This is a genomic window from Pseudomonas fluorescens (assembly GCF_902497995.1).
GTDB classification, from domain to species: Bacteria; Pseudomonadota; Gammaproteobacteria; order Pseudomonadales; family Pseudomonadaceae; genus Aquipseudomonas; species Aquipseudomonas fluorescens_BK.
In genome coordinates this window covers 147333-166876 of sequence record NZ_CABVII010000006.1, presented here as the reverse complement: position 1 = coordinate 166876, position 19544 = coordinate 147333, and the positions used below count along the sequence as shown (strand labels likewise).

General features: G+C 61.1%; 20 protein-coding genes. 14 read left to right on the top strand and 6 right to left on the bottom strand.

Annotation, left to right across the window (positions count from 1 at the left end; translation table 11 throughout):
- The first annotated feature begins 21 nt into the window (after positions 1 to 21).
- From spoT to F8N80_RS09435, 3 genes are all read left to right on the top strand, one after another.
- Entirely contained in the window at positions 22 to 2127 is a 2106-nt protein-coding gene (gene spoT, locus F8N80_RS09445) for a bifunctional GTP diphosphokinase/guanosine-3',5'-bis pyrophosphate 3'-pyrophosphohydrolase (RefSeq protein WP_150745146.1), read from the top strand.
- 37 nt (positions 2128 to 2164) lie between these two features.
- On the top strand, positions 2165 to 2545 hold the full coding sequence (locus F8N80_RS09440; RefSeq protein WP_003229509.1) for a RidA family protein: 381 nt from the start codon (positions 2165 to 2167) through the stop codon (positions 2543 to 2545).
- A 73-nt stretch (positions 2546 to 2618) separates the two neighbouring features.
- Positions 2619 to 3359, top strand: coding sequence for a hypothetical protein (locus F8N80_RS09435; RefSeq protein ID WP_150783747.1), 741 nt, complete (start codon positions 2619 to 2621; stop codon positions 3357 to 3359).
- Between the two features lie 139 nt (positions 3360 to 3498).
- On the opposite strand, the gene F8N80_RS09430 is transcribed toward F8N80_RS09435, so the two are convergent.
- A complete protein-coding gene (locus F8N80_RS09430) occupies positions 3499 to 4356 on the bottom strand; it encodes an SDR family oxidoreductase (protein ID WP_150783746.1) in 858 nt (285 codons plus the stop codon).
- A 189-nt stretch (positions 4357 to 4545) separates the two neighbouring features.
- On the opposite strand from F8N80_RS09430, the gene exbB reads away from it, so the two are divergent.
- From exbB to F8N80_RS09395, 6 genes are all read left to right on the top strand, one after another.
- The gene (gene exbB, locus F8N80_RS09425; RefSeq protein WP_150745143.1) at positions 4546 to 5520 is read left to right on the top strand and encodes a tonB-system energizer ExbB; all 975 of its coding nucleotides are present in this window, start codon (positions 4546 to 4548) and stop codon (positions 5518 to 5520) included.
- A gap of 6 nt (positions 5521 to 5526) precedes the next feature.
- Positions 5527 to 5955 (top strand): TonB system transport protein ExbD, encoded by a 429-nt coding sequence (gene exbD / locus F8N80_RS09420; protein WP_150745142.1) that lies wholly within the window; start codon positions 5527 to 5529, stop codon positions 5953 to 5955.
- Entirely contained in the window at positions 5952 to 6701 is a 750-nt protein-coding gene (locus tag F8N80_RS09415) for an energy transducer TonB family protein (RefSeq protein ID WP_150745141.1), read from the top strand. Before exbD ends, F8N80_RS09415 begins: the two co-directional genes overlap by 4 nt.
- 276 nt (positions 6702 to 6977) lie before the next feature.
- Entirely contained in the window at positions 6978 to 7907 is a 930-nt protein-coding gene (locus F8N80_RS09405) for a hydrogen peroxide-inducible genes activator (protein ID WP_150783745.1), read from the top strand.
- 9 nt (positions 7908 to 7916) lie between these two features.
- Positions 7917 to 9992 (top strand): ATP-dependent DNA helicase RecG, encoded by a 2076-nt coding sequence (recG, locus tag F8N80_RS09400; protein WP_150783744.1) that lies wholly within the window; start codon positions 7917 to 7919, stop codon positions 9990 to 9992.
- Positions 9993 to 10070: 78 nt separating this feature from the next.
- Positions 10071 to 11471, top strand: coding sequence for an aminoacyl-tRNA deacylase and HDOD domain-containing protein (locus F8N80_RS09395; protein ID WP_150745138.1), 1401 nt, complete (start codon positions 10071 to 10073; stop codon positions 11469 to 11471).
- Between the two features lie 134 nt (positions 11472 to 11605).
- Here the strand turns inward: F8N80_RS09395 and F8N80_RS09390 are convergent, their stop codons facing one another.
- The gene (locus F8N80_RS09390; protein ID WP_150745137.1) at positions 11606 to 12001 is read right to left on the bottom strand and encodes a helicase; all 396 of its coding nucleotides are present in this window, start codon (positions 11999 to 12001) and stop codon (positions 11606 to 11608) included.
- A gap of 311 nt (positions 12002 to 12312) precedes the next feature.
- On the opposite strand from F8N80_RS09390, the gene F8N80_RS09385 reads away from it, so the two are divergent.
- Positions 12313 to 12663 carry a DUF6124 family protein gene (locus tag F8N80_RS09385; RefSeq protein ID WP_412071175.1) on the top strand — a complete coding sequence of 117 codons (351 nt, stop codon included), beginning with the start codon at positions 12313 to 12315 and terminating at the stop codon, positions 12661 to 12663.
- A 528-nt stretch (positions 12664 to 13191) separates the two neighbouring features.
- On the opposite strand, the gene F8N80_RS09375 is transcribed toward F8N80_RS09385, so the two are convergent.
- The 3 genes from F8N80_RS09375 to F8N80_RS09365 form a co-directional block, all read right to left on the bottom strand.
- Positions 13192 to 13467, bottom strand: a complete 276-nt coding sequence (locus tag F8N80_RS09375) for an HU family DNA-binding protein (RefSeq protein WP_150745135.1) — start codon at positions 13465 to 13467, stop codon at positions 13192 to 13194.
- A 192-nt stretch (positions 13468 to 13659) separates the two neighbouring features.
- The gene (locus tag F8N80_RS09370) at positions 13660 to 14808 is read right to left on the bottom strand and encodes an NAD(P)/FAD-dependent oxidoreductase (RefSeq protein WP_150745134.1); all 1149 of its coding nucleotides are present in this window, start codon (positions 14806 to 14808) and stop codon (positions 13660 to 13662) included.
- Between the two features lie 19 nt (positions 14809 to 14827).
- Positions 14828 to 14995, bottom strand: a complete 168-nt coding sequence (locus tag F8N80_RS09365; RefSeq protein WP_007954349.1) for a rubredoxin — start codon at positions 14993 to 14995, stop codon at positions 14828 to 14830.
- Between the two features lie 198 nt (positions 14996 to 15193).
- Here F8N80_RS09365 and F8N80_RS09360 point away from each other — a divergent pair, with 198 nt between their 5' ends.
- Together F8N80_RS09360 and ubiA are read left to right on the top strand one after the other, a co-directional pair.
- Entirely contained in the window at positions 15194 to 15757 is a 564-nt protein-coding gene (locus tag F8N80_RS09360; protein ID WP_150783743.1) for a chorismate--pyruvate lyase family protein, read from the top strand.
- Positions 15757 to 16647 carry a 4-hydroxybenzoate octaprenyltransferase gene (gene ubiA, locus F8N80_RS09355; protein ID WP_150783742.1) on the top strand — a complete coding sequence of 297 codons (891 nt, stop codon included), beginning with the start codon at positions 15757 to 15759 and terminating at the stop codon, positions 16645 to 16647. Before F8N80_RS09360 ends, ubiA begins: the two co-directional genes overlap by 1 nt.
- Positions 16648 to 16837: 190 nt before the next feature.
- Here the strand turns inward: ubiA and F8N80_RS09350 are convergent, their stop codons facing one another.
- Positions 16838 to 17230 (bottom strand): COG4315 family predicted lipoprotein, encoded by a 393-nt coding sequence (locus tag F8N80_RS09350; protein WP_150745131.1) that lies wholly within the window; start codon positions 17228 to 17230, stop codon positions 16838 to 16840.
- A gap of 152 nt (positions 17231 to 17382) precedes the next feature.
- Here F8N80_RS09350 and phoB point away from each other — a divergent pair, with 152 nt between their 5' ends.
- Entirely contained in the window at positions 17383 to 18072 is a 690-nt protein-coding gene (phoB, locus tag F8N80_RS09345) for a phosphate regulon transcriptional regulator PhoB (RefSeq protein WP_064680460.1), read from the top strand.
- Between the two features lie 81 nt (positions 18073 to 18153).
- Positions 18154 to 19440, top strand: a complete 1287-nt coding sequence (phoR, locus tag F8N80_RS09340) for a phosphate regulon sensor histidine kinase PhoR (RefSeq protein WP_263596955.1) — start codon at positions 18154 to 18156, stop codon at positions 19438 to 19440.
- The last annotated feature ends 104 nt before the right edge of the window (positions 19441 to 19544 follow it).

Sequence of the window (19544 nt, the reverse complement as noted above, 5' to 3'; positions counted from 1 at the left end):
CAGCGAACGGCAGGATTCATCATGCCGAGCATAGACGCCCTCGCCGAACGCTTATCGGCCTACCTCGGCAAGGACCAGGTCAACCTGGTCCGCCGAGCGTATTTCTACGCCGAACAAGCCCACGACGGCCAGCGCCGCCGTAGCGGTGAGGCGTACGTCACGCATCCTCTTGCGGTGGCGAATATTCTTGCCGACATGCACATGGACCATCAGAGCCTGATGGCGGCGATGCTGCATGACGTGATCGAAGACACCGGGATTGCCAAGGAAGCGCTGCAAGCGCAGTTCGGCGAAACCGTGGCTGAACTGGTCGACGGCGTCAGCAAACTGACCCAGATGAACTTCGAGACCAAAGCCGAAGCCCAGGCGGAAAACTTCCAGAAAATGGCCATGGCGATGGCGCGCGACATTCGCGTGATCCTGGTCAAGCTGGCCGACCGTCTGCACAACATGCGCACCCTGGAAGTGCTGTCCGGCGAAAAGCGCCGGCGGATCGCCAAGGAAACCCTGGAAATCTATGCACCCATCGCCAACCGGCTGGGCATGCACGCCATCCGCATAGAGTTTGAAGACCTTGGCTTCAAGGCCATGCACCCGATGCGTTCCGCGCGGATCTACCAGGCGGTCAAGCGCGCCCGGGGCAACCGCAAGGAAATCGTCAACAAGATCGAAGAATCGCTGAGCCACTGCCTGGCCATCGACGAGATTCAGGGTGAGGTCAGCGGTCGCCAGAAACACCTCTACGGCATCTACAAGAAAATGCGCGGCAAGCGTCGGGCCTTCAACGAGATCATGGACGTATACGCGTTCCGCATCATCGTCGACAAGGTCGATACCTGCTACCGCGTGCTGGGTGCCGTGCATAACTTATATAAGCCACTGCCAGGGCGCTTCAAGGATTACATCGCGATCCCCAAGGCCAACGGCTACCAGTCGCTGCACACCACGTTGTTCGGCATGCACGGGGTTCCGATCGAAATTCAGATCCGCACCCGTGAAATGGAAGAGATGGCCAACAACGGCATCGCCGCCCACTGGCTATACAAATCCAGCGGCGACGAGCAGCCCAAAGGCACTCACGCCCGCGCCCGCCAGTGGGTCAAGGGCGTGCTGGAGATGCAGCAACGGGCCGGCAACTCGCTGGAATTCATCGAAAGCGTGAAGATCGACCTGTTCCCGGACGAGGTCTACGTGTTCACGCCCAAAGGCCGGATCATGGAGCTGCCCAAAGGCTCCACGGCGGTCGATTTCGCTTACGCGGTGCACACCGACGTGGGCAACAGCTGCATTGCCTGTCGGATCAACCGTCGTCTCGCACCGCTGTCCGAACCGCTGCAAAGCGGCTCCACGGTCGAGATCGTCAGCGCTCCCGGCGCACGGCCGAATCCGGCATGGCTGAACTTCGTGGTGACCGGCAAGGCGCGGACCCACATCCGCCATGCGCTGAAACTGCAACGCCGCTCCGAGTCCATCAGCCTTGGCGAACGCCTGCTGAACAAGGTTCTCAACGGTTTCGACAGCTCCCTGGACAAAGTCCCGGCCGAGCGCGTCAAGGCGATGCTCACCGAGTACCGCCTGGAATTGATCGAAGACCTGCTCGAAGACATCGGCCTGGGCAATCGCATGGCCTATGTGGTCGCCCGTCGCCTGCTCGGTGAAGGCGAACAGCTGCCCAGCCCGGAAGGTCCACTGGCGATTCGCGGCACCGAAGGCCTGGTGCTCAGCTACGCCAAGTGTTGCACGCCGATCCCGGGCGACCCGATTGTCGGTCACCTGTCGGCGGGCAAAGGCATGGTCGTGCACCTGGACAACTGCCGCAATATCAGCGAAATCCGTCACAACCCGGAAAAATGCATCCAGCTCTCGTGGGCCAAGGATGTCACCGGCGAATTCAACGTCGAACTGCGCGTCGAGCTGGAACACCAGCGCGGCTTGATCGCCTTGCTGGCCAGCAGCGTCAATGCAGCCGACGGCAATATCGAAAAAATCAGCATGGACGAACGCGATGGTCGCATCAGCGTGGTCCAGCTGGTGGTCAGCGTGCACGACCGCGTGCACCTGGCCCGCGTGATCAAGAAACTGCGCGCACTGATCGGGGTGATTCGCATCACCCGCATGCGTGCATAGCTCGCCCACATAGCCCAGCCATTACAAGGAGTCATTCATGACCAAGACTGTTATCACCAGCGACAAGGCCCCGGCCGCCATCGGTACTTACTCCCAGGCGATCAAGGCTGGCAACACCGTTTACATGTCGGGTCAAATTCCTCTGGACCCAAAAACCATGGAACTGGTCGAAGGCTTCGAAGCCCAGACCGTCCAGGTGTTCGAGAACCTCAAGGCCGTGGCCGAAGCCGCCGGCGGTTCGTTCAAGGACATCGTCAAACTGAACATCTTCCTCACCGACCTGAGCCACTTCGCCAAGGTCAACGAGATCATGGGCAAGTACTTTGACCAGCCTTACCCTGCCCGCGCCGCCATCGGCGTCGCCGCCCTGCCGAAGGGTTCGCAGGTTGAAATGGATGCCATCCTGGTCATCGAGTAAATGCATATGGCGCAGCCCTCCACAGGCTGCGCCGCCGATGCTGTAAAAGAAAGCGTTCTGAAAGGATTCCACCATGCGCCAAGCGCTTGCTCTCTCGCTGCTCGCCCTGTTCATGGGCGGATGTGCCAGCAACCCTGCCGACCGTGACATCAGCGGCACCTGGATCAACCAGGTGGCGATCGATGCTGCATCCAGAGGCGGCCCCCTGCGTGAAGCGCTTCAGGCCTATGGCCCGAACCTGGAGTGGGACGTCAACACCAAGGCCAGTCAGGCCCGCTACACCAACGGTTTTGAAAACGTCGACGGCAAGCTGCTGGGCGAAGAGTCTGGCGCCTGGAAAATCGATTTTTATGGCAGCGCCGGTAGTGAGCTCAAGCGTGATGGCAAGCAACTGAGTCAGGCCGCCAGTGAGAATGAGCCGGAACAGGTCTTCGACCGCGCACAGGTTCAGGTGCCGGACGGCGCACCGCTTGGCGCCAGTTTCGAGCGCGCGCTGTATTCCTCCTATATGGGTGGCAGCTGGAAAGTCATCAATGGGCCCGGCGCAGGCAACACTGTGCAATTCCAGGCCGACGGCCAGGTTGCCGGTTTGCCGGGGGCGGATCGCTATGCGCTGTGCCTGGCCGGTGATTGCGCTTCGATGAGCGGCGGCAACGACAACATGTGGCTGCAACTCAATGGCCAGGGCAATACCTGGATCTTTGCGCGCAAGGGCAAGGAACTGGAAATTCTCCAGGCTGTGAACACGGCGCAGGCGGACGAAATGCCGCAGTTCACGCCAGGTGAGCGCAAGTGGTTGCTCGAAAAACAGTAACCCGGTCTTAAGAACACCGAAAAACTAATGTGGGAGCGGGCTTGCTCGCGAAGGGGCCATAACATTCAACATCATCGTTGACTATTTCACCGCTTTCGCGAGCAAGCCCGCTCCCACATTTTGGTTTGTGGTGACTGAGTCAGCAGCGGCCTTCGAGAATCGCGGCATAACCTTCGCGATAGCTCGGATACGCAGGCTTCCAGCCCAACGCCTTCACCCGGGCATTACTGCACTGCTTGCTGCCAGTGCGCCGCACACTCGCATCCTCAGCCCATTCGGTGACGCCCAGGTATTCGCGCAGCCAGTCCACCACTTGCGCCAGTGGTGCAGGCGCATCGTCCACGCCGATATAAACGTCATCCAGCGCCACGCCGCGTCGATCCGCCTCCAGCAGAAACGCCAACAGCCCTGCCGCGTCATCAACGTGAATCCGGTTGCCGTACAACGGCGGATCGATTGCCACGCGATACCCCCGACGAACCTGGGTCAGCAGCCACTCACGGCCCGGACCATAGATGCCGGTCAAGCGCACGATGCTGGCGGGGATACCGCTCTGGAGCGCCACTCGCTCTGCTTCCAGCATCAAACGACCTGAGTAGCCTGCAGCAATGGTCGGCGAAGTTTCATCAACCCACTCCCCCGCCTGCTGACCGTAAACACTGCTGCTGGACACGAACAGCACCCGCTTGGGCTGCTGGCCATGCTGCTTCAACCAGCCCAGCACGTGCTGCAAACCCTCGACATAGGCAGCCCGGTAGCCCGCCTCGTCGTGCTCGGTCGCGGCAGCGCTGTACACCAGATAATCCAGCGGCCCGCTCGGCCAGTCAGTCGGGCACTGCTCGCGGAACAAGTCACCGGCGACACCGATGACCCCGGCCGGCAGCCGCGAAACACTGCGGCGCAGACCATAAACCTGCCATCGTTCGGCCAGCAATTGCCTGGCCAGACGACTGCCGACATCACCGCAGCCGGCGATCAAAACAGAAGGCGCGGACATCAAAAAACTCCTATCGCAAAGCCACAGACTAGCGCCGGCAATGGACGAGCGGCTAGTAATGCAGGAAAAAAAGATACTCTATTACTTCTGTTAACAAGAATTACTTGCAATAATGCCCGCCACTTTTGTTCTCGGCCTTCGAGGCCTGGAAGAGCATCTACCGTTTTTCTTTTCTCAGGTCCGGCCAGCATGACACGCAATCAATTCCCCGCTTCGCCAACCAAACGACCGCGCGCCTGGAGCGCAGTGGCCGCCCTGCTGCTCAGCCTGATGCTGGCACCGACTGCCGCGTTCGCTGATGCACAAGCGCCAGCCACCCCGGCCACAACGGCTGCAGCCCCCGCCGATCAAACTCCAGCTGCCGCACCTGCCGTCACGCCCGCCGCGACTGACCCGGCCCAGGCTGTAGACACCACCGCCGAAGACGCTCCTGAAGTCCTCGAAGCCGACAACACCCTCGGCATGGCCCACGACCTGTCGCCATGGGGCATGTACCAGAACGCCGACATCATCGTGAAAATCGTGATGATCGGCCTGGCCATCGCTTCGATCATCACCTGGACCATCTGGATCGCCAAGGGCTTTGAGCTGATGGGCGCCAAGCGTCGTCTGCGCAATGAGATCGTCCATCTGAAAAAAGCCACCACCCTTAAAGAAGCCAGCTCGACCGCCACCAAGACTGGCACCCTCGCCAACCTGCTGGTCCACGATGCGCTGGAAGAGATGCGCCTGTCGACCAACAGCCGCGAGAAAGAAGGCATCAAGGAACGCGTCGCCTTCCGCCTCGAGCGCCTGGTTGCCGCCTGCGGTCGCAACATGAGTAGCGGCACCGGCGTGCTCGCCACCATCGGTTCCACCGCGCCGTTCGTCGGCCTGTTCGGTACCGTATGGGGCATCATGAACAGCTTCATCGGCATCGCCAAAACCCAGACCACCAACCTTGCGGTCGTGGCGCCCGGCATTGCCGAAGCGCTGCTGGCGACTGCTCTGGGGCTGGTGGCCGCAATTCCGGCGGTGGTGATCTACAACGTGTTCGCCCGCTCCATTGCCGGTTACAAGGCGCAGGTGTCGGACGCGTCGGCAGAAGTCCTGCTGCTGGTCAGCCGCGACCTCGACCGCCAGCATGAGCGCAGCTCGCAACCGCACATGGTGAAAGTGGGGTAATCGGCCATGGGCCTGCATTTGAAAGAAGGCGCAGACGACGATCTGGCCGAGAACCACGAAATCAACGTCACGCCGTTCATCGACGTGATGCTGGTGCTGTTGATCATCTTCATGGTGGCCGCTCCGCTGGCCACCGTGGACATCAAGGTCGACCTGCCCGCGTCCACCGCCAAACCGGCGCCGCGGCCAGAAAAACCGGTATTCCTCAGCGTGAAAGCTGACCAACGTCTGTTCCTCGGCGAAGAAGAAGTGAAAGCCGAAGCGCTCGGCGCCACGCTGGACGCCAGGACAAAGGGCAAGAAAGACACGACGATCTTCTTCCAGGCCGATAAAGGCGTGGACTACGGCGACCTGATGAGCGTGATGGACAACCTGCGCTCCGCTGGCTACCTGAAGGTCGGCCTGGTCGGACTCGAGACGGCAGCCAAGAAATGATCACGACGCGCCATAAGCTGACGCGTTACAGCGGGAGCCTGGCCGTGGTGCTGGGCGTCCATGCGCTGGCCATTGCGCTGGCACTGAACTGGACGTCCCGCCCACCGATCGAGCTGCCGCCGCAGGCGATGATGGTCGAGCTGGCGCCGGTTCCGGCCCCGCCACCGCCGGCACCGCCCAAGGTGATAACGCCGCCACAGCCACCGGCCCCGGTGGAAGAACTGCCGATCCCGAAACTGGCTGAAGCGCCGAAGGCCGAGATTGCCGTGCCGAAGCCGGTCAAACCCAAGCCCAAGCCTCAACCGCCCAAGCCAGTGGAGAAGAAACCGGAGCCGCCGAAGGAAAAACCGTCCGAGGAAAAACCGAGCGACGCGCAACCGACCCAGGCACCGACGGAGAAATCCGCACAACCGGCTCCGGGACCCTCGGCGGCGCAACAAGCGGCCAAGGCCAGCTGGCAAGGCACCCTGCTCGCTCATTTGGCCAAGTACAAAAAGTACCCGGCCAGTGCTCAGGCGCGGAACAAGGAAGGCTTGAACCGCCTACGTTTTGTCGTGGATGCCGAAGGTAACGTGCTGTCGTACGAATTGGTGAGCCGCTCCGGCAACGCCGATCTGGACCGGGCCACCCTGGAAATGATCAAACGCGCCCAGCCGCTGCCCAAGCCACCGGCCGACATGCTGAACAACGGCTCCATCGAAATCGTTGCACCTTTTGTTTACTCGCTGGAAAAACGCCGACGCTAAACACCGCTGAACCACTGTGGGAGCGGGCTTGCTCGCGAAAGCGGTATGACAGTCAACAACGATGTTGAATGTTATGGCCCCTTCGCGAGCAAGCCCGCTCCCACAGGGATCATCGGCGACAGATATATCTGTGACAAGGCACCGAAAGGTGTCTTTTTGCATATCCGCCAGCGGCAAACCCGCATTGCCCAGTGTCACGCAACACACTCAGTCTGATAACGTGCGTCTATCGATTGCAGCCGGTATGCTTGGCCCGCAACTTCATGGACGCTTGCTATGACCCTGACAGAATTACGCTACATCGTTACCCTCGCCCAAGAGCAGCACTTCGGCCACGCGGCCGAGCGCTGCCATGTCAGCCAGCCGACGCTGTCGGTGGGCGTGAAAAAGCTCGAGGATGAACTCGGTGTGCTGATTTTCGAGCGCAGCAAGAGCGCCGTACGCCTGACCCCGGTCGGCGAAGGCATCGTGGCCCAGGCGCAGAAAGTCCTGGAGCAGGCCCAAGGCATTCGCGAACTGGCCCAGGCCGGCAAGAACCAGCTGACCGCGCCGCTGAAAGTCGGCGCCATCTATACCGTCGGCCCGTACTTGTTTCCGCACCTGATTCCGCAACTGCACCGGGTCGCCCCGCAGATGCCGTTGTACATCGAAGAAAACTTCACCCACGTGTTGCGCGACAAACTGCGCAACGGCGAGCTCGACGCGATCATCATCGCCCTGCCGTTCAACGAAGCCGACGTACTGACCTTGCAGCTCTACGACGAGCCGTTCTATGTCCTGATGCCGGCCCAGCACCCGTGGACGCAAAAGGAATCGATCGACGCCGCCCTGCTCAACGACAAGAGCCTGCTGCTGCTCGGCGAAGGCCACTGCTTCCGCGACCAGGTGCTGGAAGCCTGCCCGACCCTGGCCAAAGGCAACGACGGCGCCAAGCACACCACGGTGGAATCCAGCTCGCTGGAAACCATCCGCCACATGGTCGCTTCCGGCCTGGGCATCTCGATCCTGCCGCTCTCGGCGGTGGACAGCCATCACTACGCCCCCGGCGTGATCGAAGTGCGCCCATTGTCGCCCCCGGTGCCATTCCGTACCGTGGCCATCGCCTGGCGCGCGAGCTTCCCGCGACCCAAAGCCATCGAGATCCTCGCTGACTCCATTCGCCTGTGCTCGGTGGCCAAGCCGCCAGCGCCGGTGGTTGCCGGTTAAGCCGCAGCGATGACCGAGTTGTCACAAGTATCGGTGACGGCACTCAAGGGTGTCGGCGAAGCCATGGCCGAGAAGTTGGCCAAGGTCGGCCTGGAGAATCTCCAGGACGTGCTGTTTCACCTGCCGCTGCGTTATCAGGACCGCACCCGCGTGGTTCCGATCGGCCATTTGCGGCCCGGGCAAGACGCGGTGATCGAAGGTACCGTCAGCGGCGCGGACGTGGTCATGGGCCGACGCCGCAGTCTGGTGGTGCGTTTGCAGGATGGTACCGGCAGCCTTAGCCTGCGCTTCTACCATTTCAGCAACGCCCAGAAAGAAGGCCTGAAGCGCGGCACACGCATTCGCTGCTACGGCGAACCACGGCCCGGGGCGTCGGGGCTGGAGATTTATCACCCGGAATACCGCGCCATCACCGGCGACGAGCCGCCGCCAGTGGATGAAACCCTGACCCCGGTCTACCCGCTCACCGAAGGCCTGACGCAGCAACGTCTGCGCCAGCTGTGCATGCAGACCCTGACGATGCTCGGCCCCACCAGCCTGCCCGACTGGCTGCCGACCGAACTGGCGCGGGACTATCAATTGGCGCCGCTGGCCGATGCGATCCGCTACCTGCATCACCCGCCGGCCGATGCCGATGTCGACGAACTCGCCCTCGGTCATCATTGGGCGCAGCACCGTCTGGCCTTCGAAGAACTGTTGACCCACCAACTGTCCCAGCAGCGCCTGCGCGAGAGCATGCGCGCCTTGCGTGCGCCGGCGATGCCCAAAGCGACGAAACTGCCGGCCAAATACCTGGCCAACCTTGGCTTCACCCCGACCGGTGCCCAACAACGGGTCGGCAATGAAATCGCCTACGACCTCAGTCAGCACGAACCGATGCTGCGGCTGATTCAGGGCGACGTCGGCGCGGGCAAAACCGTGGTCGCCGCCCTCGCCGCTTTACAGGCGCTGGAGGCCGGTTATCAAGTCGCGTTGATGGCGCCCACCGAAATCCTCGCCGAGCAGCACTTCATCACCTTCAAGCGCTGGCTCGAACCGCTGGGCATCGAAGTCGCGTGGCTGGCGGGCAAACTCAAGGGCAAGAACCGCGTGGCCGCGCTGGAACAGATCGCCAGTGGCATACCGATGGTGGTCGGCACCCACGCGCTGTTCCAGGAGGAAGTGCAGTTCAAGAACCTCGCGCTGGCGATCATCGACGAACAGCACCGCTTCGGCGTGCAACAGCGCCTGGCGTTGCGGCAGAAAGGCGTCGGCGGGCGGATGTGTCCGCATCAGTTGATCATGACCGCCACCCCGATTCCACGAACCCTGGCCATGAGCGCCTACGCCGACCTCGACACCTCGATCCTCGACGAACTGCCGCCCGGTCGCACTCCGGTGAACACGGTGCTGGTCACCGACACCCGGCGGGTCGAAGTCATCGAACGCGTGCGCGGCGCTTGTGCCGAGGGGCGGCAGGCCTATTGGGTGTGCACGCTGATCGAAGAGTCGGAAGAGCTGACTTGCCAAGCCGCCGAAACCACTTATGAAGACCTCACCGCCGCCCTTGGCGAGTTGAAGGTCGGGCTGATCCACGGCCGCATGAAGCCCGCCGAGAAAGCCGCCGTGATGGCCGAGTTCAAGGCCGCAAACTTGCAACTGCTGGTCGCCACCACGGTGATTGAAGTCGGCGTCGACGTGCCCAACGCCAGCCTGATGATCATCGAAAACCCCGAACGCCTCGGCCTCGCGCAGCTGCACCAGTTGCGCGGGCGCGTCGGTCGGGGCAGTGCCGCCAGCCATTGCGTATTGCTCTACCATCCACCGCTGTCACAGATCGGTCGTCAGCGCCTGGGCATCATGCGCGAAACCAATGACGGGTTTGTCATCGCCGAAAAAGACCTCGAACTGCGCGGCCCCGGCGAAATGCTCGGCACGCGCCAGACCGGCCTGCTGCAGTTCAAGGTCGCCGACCTGATGCGCGACGCCGACCTGTTGCCCGCCGTGCGCGACGCTGCGCAGGCGTTGCTGGAGCGCTGGCCCGATCACGTCAGCCCGCTGCTCGACCGCTGGCTGCGTCACGGTCAGCAATACGGCCAAGTGTGAGCAGCGTCGCAGTTTCCGGACCGCCGTGTTAAACATGATGGTTATACTTTTGCAACTGTTCGAGAACGGATCCACGCCATGACTGACGCTGCCCTTGCCCCCGAAACCCCGCATACTTCGTCTGCAATTCGGCTGCTGCTGGGCAACCTGGGCATTGCCTTTGATGAAGTCTTCGACCACCACGGCCTGAATCCCGCACGCAAACTTCAGGCGGTTCTGGTCGACGATGCGGTCGGCATGCTCATGGTGCTGTTCCCTCAAAGCCAATTGCTGGACCTCAACCGTCTCGCCGAACTTACAGGTCGCCGGATGACCGCCGTGTCCACGGTACGTCTGGTAAAAATGCTCGGCAAACACAACCTGAGCCTGCTGCCTGGCCTGCCGGCGCTGACCCGTTCGCCGTGCCTGTACGAAGAAAGCTTGCTGCGCGAGCCGAAGCTGTTGATCGACTCGGGGGAGCCGGGCGTATTGCTGGAGGTTACCCGCGAAGACTTCAAGATCCTGCTGACCAAAGCCAGCGCCGCTCATTTCGGCGCAACCCTGACCAGCATCCTCCCGAACCTCGATCGGCCCGACGATGACCGCCAGGAAATCACCCTGGCCGTCCAGGCGTTCACTGCGCGGCGCATCCAGCAACGCCTGGAAGAGACCATCGAAATTCCGCCCCTGGCCGCGACCGCGCAGAAAATTATCAAGTTGCGGGTCGACCCCAACGCCACCATTGACGACATCACCGGCGTCGTCGAAACCGACCCGGCCCTGGCCGCGCAAGTCGTCAGCTGGGCGGCGTCAGCGTACTACGCCTCGCCGGGCAAGATTCGCTCAGTGGAAGACGCCATCGTCCGGGTGCTGGGTTTCGACCTGGTGATCAACCTGGCGCTGGGCCTGGCCCTGGGCAAAACCCTGAGCCTGCCCAAGGATTACCCACAACAGACCACGCCGTACTGGCAGCAGTCGATCTACACCGCCGCCGTCATCGAAGGCCTGACCCGCGCCATGCCCCGCGCCCAGCGCCCGGAAGCCGGCCTGACCTACCTCGCCGGCCTGCTGCACAACTTCGGCTACCTGCTGCTGGCCCACGTGTTCCCGCCGCACTTCTCGCTGATCTGCCGCCACCTGGAGGTCAATCCGCACCTGTCCCACAGTTTTGTGGAGCAACACCTGCTGGGCATCAGCCGCGAACAGATCGGAGCGTGGCTGATGCGCTACTGGGACATGCCCGATGAACTGGGCACCGCCCTGCGCTTCCAGCATGACCCGAGCTACGACGGCGCCAACGCCGAATATCCGAACCTGGTTTGTCTGGCAGTACGTCTGCTACGCAGCCGCGGCGTGGGGTCCGGCCCGGTCGAAGATATCCCCGACGCCCTGCTGGAGCGCCTGGGCGTGAGTCGCGACAAAGCCAACGACGTTGTCAGTAAAGTGCTGGAAGCTGAGGTGCTGCTGCGCGAATTGGCCTCGAAATTCAGCCAGCCCTGAAAAGCATCGTCGGATCGCCGCCCGGACCAAGCCTGCTCCCACAGGATTTGCGTCGTTCCAAATGGGTTGAACGACACGATCCGGTGGGAGCGTGGCTTGCCCGCGATGAATCCAACCCGGTCTGACTGACTACCTCAGACCTTGACCTTGGCTTTGGCCTTCGCCTTGCGCGGCTTCAAATACTTGGTCAACCCCTGAAACCAGATCACCAGCGCCGGATTGCCCTTGATCTGAATCGACTTGTCCTGAATCCCCGTCATGAACGCCAACTGCTTGTTCTTCGCCTGCATCGTGGCAAAGCCGTATGCGGCGTCTTCAAAGGCAATCGCAAACGCCGGCTCGGCACACACGCCAGACTTGCTGGTAATGCGCTGATCCTTCACCCGGAAATGCCGCGCCACTTTCCCATCCAGGGTCTGTAGCTGGAACACCAGATCCTTGTCACCCAACTGCTGCTGGAACGCAGGATTGGTGCGACTGGCCTTGCCCATCAACAGACCCAGCATCCACAGAAGAAAACGAAATTTCATGCGCACAGCCTCAAGAAAAAAATGAACGGCCGGCGCAGTGTAGCGACTTCAAGTCAGAACGCCACCATCGTTTGCGATAGAAGAAGATGCACTATTTTTTGACGCAGATGACTACCAAGTCATTGACGAAACGCACCGAAGCAGCGACGAATCGACCTCTCTGTAGGAGATGCCGCAGGCAGCGATCTTTTGATCTTGATCCCCTCAACCTTATCGGAAATTTCCTGCAATACGCGGTGCCCTCCATGAACTATCCGCGCCTCGCCTTTCGCCACTAACCTCTGGCCGTCACCGAAAATTCGGTAACACGGATGTGCAAGTCCGTAAATCGGGAGAACACTTGTTCATCCATGAGGTTCATCACTATGAAAAATCCAGGCTCCCTTCCTGACAAATTCAATCCATCCAGACCCAAAACCCGAAACGGCCAACTCTTCACCGTCTCCCCCGGCATCCATACCGAAGCCCTTCTCGCAAACGCTTCGGAAGACCTGCTGTCCATCAGCGCCATCGCCGCAGACCTGGCCGACGACGTAGAAGGCCGAAGCCGCTCTGTAGCCCTGGCAATCAGCAGAATGGCCGACGGCGTGTATCTACTGGTGGAACGAGCGCTGGATCACATCGCCTCGCCGAATCCGGCGGCGCCTCCGATCAAGACGTAAAGAGATATCAGGGATATCCACTTGTAGGAGCGAGGCTTGCCCGCGAAGAGGCCGTGTCAGCCGACATCAATGCCGGATGCCAGTCCGCCTTCGCGAGCAAGCCCGCTCCCACAGGAATCGCTGCCGTGCACAAATATTGTGTCCAATACAAAACACTGTAGGAGGCCGCCCAGCCTGCGAAGAGGCTGCGCTTTCGCGCAGAGAACATGCCGATAAATCGGCAAATAATTTATCTTAAAAATCAATGAGATAAATTTTGTTCTATAAGAGCTGGCTTGCCAGCGAAGGCGGCATGTCAGTCGACATCGATGCCAAATACCAGTCCGCCTTCGCGAGCAGGCTCGCTCCCACAGGAATCGCTGCCGTGCACAAATATTGTGTCCAACACAAAACACTGTAGGAGCTGGCTTGCCAGCTCCTACAAAGACCAGCGCCGTGCCGCATTAAAAATGGGCACCCAACCTCGTTGGCGTGCCCATCTTATCTCCCGCTCTCCCGCTCTCCCGCTAAGCGGGAAGTCGGTACGGATTACGGATTAACACTATCTTTCAAAAATTTGCCCGGCTTGAACGCAACGGTATTACTGGCCTTGATTTTCACTGGCTCACCGGTTTGCGGGTTCTTGCCCGTGCGTGCACCGCGATGGCGTTGCAGGAAGGTCCCGAAGCCCACCAGCGTGACGCTGTCCTTGCGGTGCAGAGCGGCGGTGATTTCTTCGAGAACGGCGTTGAGGACGCGATTGGCCTGCTCTTTGGTGAGGTCTGCTTTTTCCGCGATTGCGGCGGCGAGTTCTGGTTTACGCATTAGTGAAGCCCCTTTGACGGTTTTTTGTTGTTATGTCCGTGCCGTTCTCGTTGGAACAGCGCCCAAGGCGCCGCAGATGCTCTACTCTGCGGCAGACGGGATTGAGGATGGCACGCACGGCAGGGCCGCGCCAGTCTCGGCGCAACCTTTGTAGGGGCAAAAGCGGGGTGATTCCGACAGAACGACCGGTATTTACGCCAGCAGTGGTGGGAGCACTTTGTTCAGTGCGAGTTTTTCCATTACTGCCGCGCCTGTCAGGGCATAACCCAGCAGCTTTCCATTGGCATCGCGGCATAAAACCTTGATGTCCGCGCCCTGCCCTTCGACCGTCCAGACGCCTTCCGTACCCCGTGGCGGCGGCGATACCACCAAGGGGCAGACCGGGGTTTTCACGGTGATCGGCATCGGCCCGTAGCTCACGGCGGTGAATTTTCCGGCGAGGGTTTGCGCCAGCGCTCTCGCACAGCTCATCAGGGGCATGACGTACAGAAGATTCAGCCCATCGACCTCGGCGCAATCGCCCAGCGCGTAGATATTGGCGTGGGAGGTTTGCAGGTGACGGTCGACCACCACGCCGCGATTGACCTGCACGCCGGCAGCGGCGGCCAGATCGATGCGCGGGCGCAGGCCGATGGCCGACACCACCACATCGCAAGGAATGACCTGGCCATCGGACAGATGCGCTTCGAGCCCGTCAGCGACTCGCTGCAGGCGGTTGAGCACCGGCCCGAGGTGAAAGCGTGCACCGAGGCTTTCCAGCCCGGCCTGGACCGCCGCGGCGGCTGCCGGGTGCAGCAGGGTGGGCATCACCTGCTCGCACGGCGCAACCAGTTGCACCTCATAACCGCCAAGGCTCAGGTCATTGGCGAATTCACAGCCGATCAGGCCGGCGCCGAGCAACAACACCCGACGCTTGCCGGCCGCTGCCGCACGAAAGCGCGCGTAATCTTCCAGGTCGTTGATCGGGAACACGCAATCAGCCGCATCACCTTCGATGGGCACGCGTACGGTTTCTGCACCCCAGGCCAGCACCAGGTCGCGGTAGATCACGGACTCTTCGCCGATCCACAGGCGCTTGTGGCCCGGGTCGATGCCGCTGATACGGGTATGGGTACGCACCTCGGCCTTCAACTGTTCGGCCATGGTGCCCGGCTCGGCCATGCTCAGGCCGTCGGCGTCCTTGTTCTTGCCGAAGCCGGTGGAGAGCATCGGCTTGGAGTAGGAGCGTCCGTCATCGGCGGTAATCAGCAGCAGCGGGGTTTCGCCATCGAGTTTGCGAAACTCCCGGGCCAGGTTGTAGCCAGCCAGCCCGGTGCCTACGATCACGACAGGTGCGTTCATTCCTTACTCCTCTGATGTCTTAATTGATTTCGATCATTTCGAAATCCATCTTGCCCACGCCGCAATCCGGGCACAGCCAGTCTTCCGGCACATCCTGCCACAGGGTGCCCGGCGCAATCCCGTCATCCGGCCAGCCGTCGGCCTCGTTATAAATCAGGCCGCAGACCACACATTGCCACTTTTTCATTCAGGTACATCCTCACATTCAGGCTTTAGCCGGCACGAACGGTCGATGGTGGGAGCGCTGCCGTCCGGCTCAGGGGCGTTTTGTACTGATCGGGCCCGGCAGATGCAAGCCTGTCGGCGCAACGAGGGGCGGATCAATCAAAATCGCCAACCGACATGGTAAGCTCGCCGCCTCATTTGCTGCCAATAATGACTCACTGTGCAACACTCAAAATCCCCCTGCGCGACGCCTCGCTGGCTCTCCCACAGCCAACTGACGCCACTCCCGGACACGTCCACCCTTGACTGGCTGTTCGATGAAGGTTCGCTCACCCGGCGGCTGACCCGCTTGTCGAATGACGCTTTCAGTGTCACGCCGCTGTTCGAAGGCTGGCAGCCACTGCGCGCCGACGAATGTGCCGCGCTGGACCTGGCCGAAGGCAGCGAAGGTTGGGTGCGCGAGGTGTACCTGCGCGGGCATGGCGAAGCCTGGGTATTTGCCCGCAGTGTGGCGTCGCGTAGTGCGTTGCAGGGCGACGGTTTGCATATGGACGAATTGGGCAGCCGTTCCCTGGGTGAATTGCTGTTTTGCGATCATGCGTTCCAGCGCCGGGCCATCGAGGTTTGCCACTATCCTCAGGAGTGGCTGCCGGCCGACTCCCGAGCGCCTGGGTTGTGGGGCCGCCGTTCGCGCTTCGACCGCGGGGCCCTGAGCGTGCTGGTGGCCGAAATCTTCCTGCCGACCTTGTGGCGCGCCACACGCGCCCATCCGGAGAATTGCTGATGTACCAGAGCCTGCTCAAGTCCCTGAATCGCGTGAACCCTCGGGCCTGGGACTTCATTCAGCTGACGCGCATGGACAAGCCGATCGGCATCTATCTGCTGCTGTGGCCGACGTTGTGGGCGCTGTGGATTGCCGGCAAGGGTTCGCCCTCGCTGGCCAACATCGTGATTTTTGTCCTCGGCGTGGTGCTGACTCGGGCCGGTGGGTGCGTGATCAATGACTGGGCGGACCGTAAAGTCGACGGCCATGTGAAACGCACCGAACAGCGACCGTTGGTGAGCGGCAAGATCAGCTCCAGGGAAGCCCTGGTGTTCTTCGCACTGCTGATGAGCGTGAGCTTCCTGCTGGTGCTCTGCACCAACGCGGCCACGGTCTGGCTCTCGTTTGGCGGCTTGGCGCTGGCGTTCAGTTATCCGTTCATGAAGCGCTATACCTATTACCCGCAGGTAGTGCTGGGTGCGGCGTTCTCCTGGGGGATGCCAATGGCGTTCACCGCCGAAACCGGGGAACTGCCTGCCGCGGCGTGGTTGCTGTGGATCGCCAACCTGCTGTGGACCGTGGGCTACGACACTTATTACGCCATGACCGATCGCGATGACGATTTGAAGATCGGGGTGAAATCCACGGCGATTCTGTTCGGCGAGGCGGACCGGGTCATTATCCTGACCCTGCAAGGATTGGCGCTGGGTTGCCTGCTGCTGGCCGGTTCGCAATTCGAGCTGGGCGGCTGGTTCCACCTGGGATTGTTGGCGGCGGCGGGCTGTTTTGCGTGGGAGTTCTGGTACACCCGCGGCAAGGACCGGATGCGTTGCTTCAGGGCGTTTTTGCACAACCACTGGGCGGGGTTGGCGATTTTTGTGGGGATTGTTTTGGATTATGGGTTGCGTTAAGGCGGTTGACGTTTTCGCAGGCAAACCTTAATGCCAGTCAGTTAAGCGCCATTCATGTGGGAGCGGGCTTGCTCGCGAAAGCGGTGTGTCAGGCGACATCAATTTTGACTGAGCCGCCGTCTTCGCGAGCAAGCCCGCTCCCACAGGTTCCGCGTATTAACTGACGAGCAAGCTTGCTCCTACAGGGGACTTACATCTTCGGGCCGGTATTGGTGATGACGTGCCAGACGTCTTTCATCTTGTCGCCTTCCTTGTCTCCTGGCTTTTTATCTTTCATGAAATAGTACAACGGCTTGCCGTCATAGGCCCATTGCATCGTGCCATCGTCACGCTTGACGATCGTCCATTTACCTTCGGCCTTGGCACCCGCTTGCGCCTTGAACGGCGGCCAGTTTTCCGCGCACTGACCGGTGCACACCGACTTGCCGCCAGTGTCCTTGTCGAACGTGTACAGGGTCATGCCCTTATGGTCGGCCATCACACCGTCCTTCATCATGACCGGCTCGGCAGCCCAGGCCATTGTCGGCAACGCCAGGGCAGCGGCCAACAGCAGGGCTTTGAAGGAATGCGGGTATTGTTTCATGAAAACCTTCCTCTTGTGGTTGTCAGGATTCGGACTTAGAGCTTAGTTCAGGATCATGACAATCGCCGGGCGACTAAAATACTGTCACACGACTGCAATAATTCCGTTATCTAATGCGGCGCAAGACAGTTAAATGACAAGAGGATTAACGCATGGTTGGCAGGAGCATTCTGATCGTCGACGACGAAGCACCCATTCGCGAAATGATCGCCGTTGCGTTGGAAATGGCCGGCTACGACTGCATGGAGGCGGAGAACTCGCAGCAGGCCCATGCCATCATCGTCGACCGCAAGCCGGATCTGATTCTGCTGGACTGGATGCTGCCGGGCACGTCCGGTATCGAGCTGGCCCGACGCCTCAAGCGCGATGAGCTGACCGGGGACATCCCGATCATCATGCTCACCGCCAAGGGCGAAGAGGACAACAAGATCCAGGGCCTGGAAGTCGGCGCCGACGACTACATCACCAAACCCTTTTCTCCACGCGAGCTGGTGGCGCGCCTCAAGGCCGTGCTGCGCCGTGCCGGACCTACCGACGGTGAAGGGCCGATCGAAATCGGCGGCCTGCTGCTGGACCCGATCAGCCACCGCGTGACCATCGACGGCAAACCCGCCGAGATGGGCCCGACCGAATACCGCCTGCTGCAGTTTTTCATGACTCACCAGGAACGCGCCTACACCCGTGGTCAGTTGCTGGACCAGGTCTGGGGCGGCAACGTCTATGTCGAAGAGCGCACCGTCGACGTGCATATCCGCCGCCTGCGCAAAGCCCTCGGTGATGCCTATGAAAACCTGGTACAAACCGTGCGCGGCACCGGCTACCGGTTTTCTACCAAAGCCTGATCCTGGACTTTTCCCGCCTCACAAGCTGACAAGGACGTGCTTCAAGTGAACCAAAACTGGCATGGCACCCTTATCCGCCACATGCTGCTGCTGGTCACCGCCTGCCTGGTGATCGGCCTGATATCCGGCTACTACGGCTGGAGCCTCGCCGCGGGCCTGGGCCTGTACCTGGCCTGGACCCTCAAGCAGCTGCTTCGCTTGCACGAATGGCTGCGCCTGCACAAACCCGACGAAGCACCGCCCGACGGCTATGGCCTGTGGGGTGAAGTGTTCGACAGCATCTACCACCTGCAACGCCGCGACCAACGGGTTCGCGGGCGCCTGCAAGCGGTGATCGATCGGGTCCAGGAGTCCACCGCGGCATTGAAAGACGCGGTGATCATGCTCGACAGCGACGGCAACCTCGAATGGTGGAACCGCGCCGCCGAAACCCTGCTCGGTCTCAAGACGCCCCAGGACAGCGGCCAGCCGGTGACCAACCTGGTGCGCCATCCGCGCTTCAAGGAATACTTCGAGCAGGACAGCTACGCCGAGCCATTGGAAATCCCGTCGCCGATCAATGATCGCCTGCGCATTCAGTTGTACATCACCCGCTACGGCAACAATGAACACCTGATGCTGGTGCGTGATGTAACACGCATCCATCAGTTGGAGCAGATGCGCAAAGACTTCATCGCCAACGTCTCCCACGAGCTGCGCACGCCGCTGACGGTGATCTGCGGTTACCTGGAAACCCTGCTCGACAATGTCGAGGAAGTGAACCCGCGCTGGTCCCGCGCCTTGCAGCAAATGCAGCAGCAAGGCGGGCGCATGCAGACCTTGCTCAACGACTTGCTGCTGCTGGCCAAACTGGAAGCCACCGATTACCCGTCGGATAACCAGCCGGTGGTCATCGACGGTTTGCTGCAATCGATCAAGAGTGATGCTCAACAGCTGTCGGGCCAGAAAAACCAAGGGATTACACTGGAAGCCGACCCGACCATTCTGCTCAAGGGCAGCGAAGCCGAATTGCGCAGCGCGTTTTCCAATCTGGTGTTCAACGCGGTGAAATACACCCCGGCCGAAGGCAATATCCGCATTCGCTGGTGGGGCGATGAGCAAGGCGCACACCTGAGCGTGCAGGATTCCGGGATCGGCATCGACAGCAAGCACCTGCCACGCCTGACCGAACGTTTCTACCGCGTCGATTCCAGCCGCAACTCCAACACTGGCGGCACCGGGCTCGGCCTGGCAATCGTCAAACACGTGCTGCTGCGCCACCGTGCGCGGATGGAAATCAGCAGTGTGCCGGGCCATGGCAGCACCTTTACCTGCCATTTTGCGCCAGCCCAGGTCAGCAAATCCCGGGGCATCAGCGCCGCCGACTGATACCGGCCAGCACGCGCCACTAGTCAATCATCCGGTCAGCCGCTACATTGGCTGACTTGTGCCTGCCCTTCAGGCACCGCATCCATCCCCTTTTCGAATACACG

Excerpts from the sequence above, each read along its gene's own strand:
- spoT (WP_150745146.1), top strand. The coding sequence starts at position 22 with ATGCCGAGCATAGACGCCCTCGCCGAACGCTTATCGGCCTACCTCGGC.
- F8N80_RS09365 (WP_007954349.1), bottom strand. The coding sequence starts at position 14,995 with ATGAAAAAGTGGCAATGTGTGGTCTGCGGCCTGATTTATAACGAGGCC.
- F8N80_RS09390 (WP_150745137.1), bottom strand. The coding sequence starts at position 12,001 with ATGAAATTTCGTTTTCTTCTGTGGATGCTGGGTCTGTTGATGGGCAAG.
- F8N80_RS09440 (WP_003229509.1), top strand. The coding sequence starts at position 2,165 with ATGACCAAGACTGTTATCACCAGCGACAAGGCCCCGGCCGCCATCGGT.
- exbD (WP_150745142.1), top strand. The coding sequence starts at position 5,527 with ATGGGCCTGCATTTGAAAGAAGGCGCAGACGACGATCTGGCCGAGAAC.
- F8N80_RS09370 (WP_150745134.1), bottom strand. The coding sequence starts at position 14,808 with ATGAACGCACCTGTCGTGATCGTAGGCACCGGGCTGGCTGGCTACAAC.
- F8N80_RS09430 (WP_150783746.1), bottom strand. The coding sequence starts at position 4,356 with ATGTCCGCGCCTTCTGTTTTGATCGCCGGCTGCGGTGATGTCGGCAGT.
- F8N80_RS09415 (WP_150745141.1), top strand. The coding sequence starts at position 5,952 with ATGATCACGACGCGCCATAAGCTGACGCGTTACAGCGGGAGCCTGGCC.
- F8N80_RS09435 (WP_150783747.1), top strand. The coding sequence starts at position 2,619 with ATGCGCCAAGCGCTTGCTCTCTCGCTGCTCGCCCTGTTCATGGGCGGA.
- exbB (WP_150745143.1), top strand. The coding sequence starts at position 4,546 with ATGACACGCAATCAATTCCCCGCTTCGCCAACCAAACGACCGCGCGCC.
- F8N80_RS09350 (WP_150745131.1), bottom strand. The coding sequence starts at position 17,230 with ATGAAACAATACCCGCATTCCTTCAAAGCCCTGCTGTTGGCCGCTGCC.
- recG (WP_150783744.1), top strand. The coding sequence starts at position 7,917 with ATGACCGAGTTGTCACAAGTATCGGTGACGGCACTCAAGGGTGTCGGC.
- F8N80_RS09385 (WP_412071175.1), top strand. The coding sequence starts at position 12,313 with ATGTGCAAGTCCGTAAATCGGGAGAACACTTGTTCATCCATGAGGTTC.
- F8N80_RS09375 (WP_150745135.1), bottom strand. The coding sequence starts at position 13,467 with ATGCGTAAACCAGAACTCGCCGCCGCAATCGCGGAAAAAGCAGACCTC.
- ubiA (WP_150783742.1), top strand. The coding sequence starts at position 15,757 with ATGTACCAGAGCCTGCTCAAGTCCCTGAATCGCGTGAACCCTCGGGCC.
- F8N80_RS09395 (WP_150745138.1), top strand. The coding sequence starts at position 10,071 with ATGACTGACGCTGCCCTTGCCCCCGAAACCCCGCATACTTCGTCTGCA.
- F8N80_RS09405 (WP_150783745.1), top strand. The coding sequence starts at position 6,978 with ATGACCCTGACAGAATTACGCTACATCGTTACCCTCGCCCAAGAGCAG.
- phoB (WP_064680460.1), top strand. The coding sequence starts at position 17,383 with ATGGTTGGCAGGAGCATTCTGATCGTCGACGACGAAGCACCCATTCGC.
- phoR (WP_263596955.1), top strand. The coding sequence starts at position 18,154 with ATGCTGCTGCTGGTCACCGCCTGCCTGGTGATCGGCCTGATATCCGGC.